Annotated in this window: 5 protein-coding genes; 1 reads left to right on the top strand and 4 read right to left on the bottom strand. The window is 64.3% G+C overall.

Annotated features, from left to right (window positions below; all coding sequences use genetic code 11):
• From AC1DJT_RS35155 to AC1DJT_RS35145, 3 genes are all read right to left on the bottom strand, one after another.
• The coding region (locus AC1DJT_RS35155) for an OmpA family protein (RefSeq protein ID WP_476835909.1) at positions 1–542 on the bottom strand (542 nt) is incomplete at its 3' end.
• A 16-nt stretch (positions 543–558) separates the two neighbouring features.
• Positions 559–984: a hypothetical protein gene (locus AC1DJT_RS35150; protein WP_476835908.1), complete on the bottom strand. Its 426-nt coding sequence runs from the start codon at positions 982–984 to the stop codon at positions 559–561.
• A gap of 342 nt (positions 985–1,326) precedes the next feature.
• On the bottom strand, positions 1,327–2,061 hold the full coding sequence (locus AC1DJT_RS35145) for an outer membrane protein (RefSeq protein WP_476835907.1): 735 nt from the start codon (positions 2,059–2,061) through the stop codon (positions 1,327–1,329).
• 479 nt (positions 2,062–2,540) lie between these two features.
• Between AC1DJT_RS35145 and AC1DJT_RS35140 the strand changes: the two genes are divergently transcribed.
• Complete coding sequence (locus tag AC1DJT_RS35140) at positions 2,541–2,771, top strand: twin-arginine translocation signal domain-containing protein (protein WP_441506670.1); 231 nt, start codon at positions 2,541–2,543, stop codon at positions 2,769–2,771.
• A gap of 165 nt (positions 2,772–2,936) precedes the next feature.
• On the opposite strand, the gene AC1DJT_RS35135 is transcribed toward AC1DJT_RS35140, so the two are convergent.
• Positions 2,937–3,589 (bottom strand): GMC family oxidoreductase (locus tag AC1DJT_RS35135; RefSeq protein ID WP_476835906.1); only part of this gene is annotated, 653 nt, incomplete at its 5' end.

Genomic DNA, 3,589 nt, shown 5'->3' with positions numbered 1-3,589 from the left:
CGATTGGCTGCTGCGTCCGGGTTCTTCCGGTTCTGCAACTGCTCTTCGCCGAGGCCGACCGAGACAATCCTGGCTGGGGCGATGCCGAATGTGGTGACCAGCGCGTCGCGAACAGCATCGGCCCGCTTCTGGCTCAGCGTCAGGTTGGACTTGCGGTCGCCGACCGCATCGGTGTGGCCGACGATGAGGAACTTGTATTCTCGTAAGGTCGGGTGGAGCAGGGAGTCGGCGATCACGCCGACCGTGCGGAATGATGCAGGGCGGATCACCGCCGAGCCGGTCCGGAACTGGATCTCGACCGTAAACTGCGAGAGATTGTCCAGTTCCTGCGAGAGAGGCTCGCGCAGCGAGGCATCCGGCCCGCGGTTGGCGGCGACACTGTCGACGGCCCGGCGCCGGAGCGCGGCGACGTCGATGGATTTCGACTGGTCGAGGACGTTCAGCGTCTCGATCAGTTGCGTGTCGTTGAGCCGCTCCTGGGCGTGCACGGTTGCGGGGGCGAGGGCGATTGCGGCGGAGAAGACGAGGGCGATGGGCTTCATCGGGTGCATTGTCCCTTCAGTTCCAGCCGGCATCGACGATGGCCTGCTTGCAGCTGCTGCTGACGACCTTGGACGCGGTMAGCAGGCACTGCRGCCTGTAGCCGTCGTGGGGCTGCACGCCGCTGCAATATTGACCAAGGTCGCGCTCGCAGACCTTGACTGCGGCAGCCTGGGCATTGGCCCGCTTCGCGAGCGACTGGAAGACTTCGGCCGAAGCGGCCTTGCAGCCCACCGATAGCCGCGCCTGGTTCCGATCAAGGCACGTTTTGACGGCGCCGCCGCCAAGCGAAACCTTCGAGCAAAGCTTGTCGATGTCCGAACCGCAGGACTTCGCCAGCCGATCATAGGCTTCGGCGAAGGTGAGCGTCTGGGCGGAACCGGCCAGTGGGATGACCAGGCTAGTTAGCAGGCAGGTTGCGGCGAGGGCTCTGCGTAGACTCACGATCGTCTCCCTGTGTTCGGTCGGTAATCCCTTGCGCTCTCTTTTCTGCCCGCCCTAGGGGGAGGTCAGAAAAGAGAGCGTATCCGAAGGTTCCAGCCAATCAAGCGGTCAGGCGATTTCAGCGAGACCGGCGTTCTTGGCGCCGGAAAACGCCAGGGGGATGAGTTGATCGATCAGGGCGAGCGCGAAGACATCTGGAGCGCCGGCATTAGAGAATGTCGGCAGCTTCCGAGTTTCGTCGTGACAGGGGGCGAACAGAGGCCGCGCTTGTGGCGCGGTCGGATGAAGGGAGAAACAGCCCGGCGCATGGGCCGGGCTGTTTGCAGATCCAGAGTGTCCGGCTCAGAACTTGTAGTTCACGCCGACGCGAACGATCCCGCCGCCGCCGCCGCCACTGGTGGTGGCGGTATAGATTCCGGCCGGGAGCACGCCGCCCGCGGGGTTTTGGAAGACCCGGGTCTGTCGGCCCTCGCCGGTATCGACGTAGAGACCTTCGAGCTTGACCGTCCAGTTATTGGTGAAGGCGTATTCGACGCCGCCACCGATGGTCCAGCCGGCATTGCTTGTCGTGTTGCCGGTCAGTGGGTTGCTGTTCAGGCCGCCATAGGCCAGACCGCCSGTGATGTAGACCAGGGTCCGATCGAAGGCGTAACCGATGCGGGCGCGCACGGTGCCGAAATACCCGCCGTCACCACCGCCATTATTTGCCCACCAGGTGTATTGCCCCCAGGACATATTGCCGTTCGATCCGACATACTGGATATCGGTCTCGAGACCGTAGACCCASGCGCCGGAYTGCCAGTTATAGCCGATCTGGCCGCCGCCGACGAACGYGCCGTCGCCGCTATTGCCGCCCAGAATTCCGGAAGAGCCRGCTGTCGGCCCGGTAATGGTGATGTTACCCGAGTCGGCCCAGCCCATGCCGGCGTTGAGGCCGAYGTAAAATCCGGCCCAGGTGAAGACGGGAGCGTAGACGATCGGGGGAGGCGGCGCTTGGCGGCTGGGAAGATCGGCCGAGAGGGCCGACGTCGCCAGGCAGGTTGCAAGGACGGCGGTGGATACAAGTCCTAGTCGCATGGTGTCCTCCGAAGTCAGGAATAGGCCAGCCTATCTGTTGCACATCAAATTGCGGCGGTGAACCCGAATAATCGGCCTAATTTACTGATGGATGTCAAATATTCCCGATAGCGACAATTTGATCACTTAGCCAATTATGAATGCGAATTCTCGATGACGTGAGGTCAATCAATCCATGGGTGCGCCTTGAAGGTTGTCAGGACGGGGATACCGGAGTGTCTTTGATCTCGGCGGTCGCGCAATGCGTATTCGGAGCGGCGATGATTGGCCGAAATGGGGTTGGGTCATCGGGCGCGTGCGAATAATCTTGTGCGCGAGGCCGGCCGAGCCCATAACCAGCCTGCCAGGAATGACGCGGACGGTTGTCTTGCCTCAGGCTGCGGCTGCGGCTGGCCCGGCGTCAAACATGGTGTTCTGGGGCGGCCAGGGGTGGCCAAGGGGGCAGCAAAGACGGTTCATCGATCCAAAGGAGTTTTGCCATGAGCGATGTCTTCAATCCGGACGTGATCTCTCGTCGACATGCCCTTTCCTTCTTGTGGTCGGCGGCTGCACTGGGCCTCGCAGGGGCTGCCACAGTCCTGACAAGTTCACCTTCCGAGGCCGAGACCGCGGGCATGGATCGACGCGGCGACAGGCGCACCGGGCGCGGGGAGCGACGCGACGTTCGCCGCACCGGACGCACCGATCGGCGTGAGGAGCGCCGTCAGTGAGTGGCTGCTGAAGGTACAGCGGAAGAGCGGGATACGATGGCGGCCCCTCTGCGCACCATCCCTGCGTAGGGATGTGGTCGCCACCGTCTCGCGCGCCATTTGAATCTCAAGCCCGGTACGGCGACGCCGCTCACGCCAGCGACGGAAGGTCCTCCGCAGTGCGCGTCACTCTGCCAGCATGATCTCGGCCGCACGCTCGCCGACCATCATCGCCGGAGCGTTGGTGTTGCCGGAGGGGATCGTCGGGAAGATCGAGGCATCGGCGATGCGCAGGCCGCTGAGGCCATGCACCCGCAGGCTCGCATCGACAACTGAATCCGCAGGATCGGGCCCCATCCGGCAGGTGCCGCAGGGGTGGAAGACCGAATAGGCCTGCTGCCGGATGGCGTCGATCTGCGCCTCGTCATCGGCGCAGTCCGGCCCCGGACGGATCTCGCGCTCGATCAGGGCGGCGAAGCTCGGCGCCGATGCCAGGCGGCGCAGGAAGCGTGCACCGGCCAGGATGTCGCGGATATCCTCCGGATCGGAGAGATAGTTCGGCTCGATCACCGGGGCGACATGGGGATCGGCCGAGCGGATCGCGACATGCCCGCGGCTGCGCGGCCGGCAGGGCGAGACGCTGGTGCTGAAGCCGGAGAACGGATCGGGCTTCATCAGGGCGCGCACGCCGGGCAGGGCGCGCTCATAGCTCAGCGGCGAGAAATAGAGCTGCATGTCCGGACGCTCGAGCCCCGGCCGCGTCTTGAAGAAGCCGCCGCCCTGATTGACGCTGAGCGAGAGCGGGCCGCTGCGGTGAAGCGCATAGTGCAGCGCCATGC

It is taken from the genome of Allobosea sp. 05T422_2 (assembly GCF_056396265.1).
This window is presented reverse-complemented; position numbering and strand designations above follow the sequence as displayed.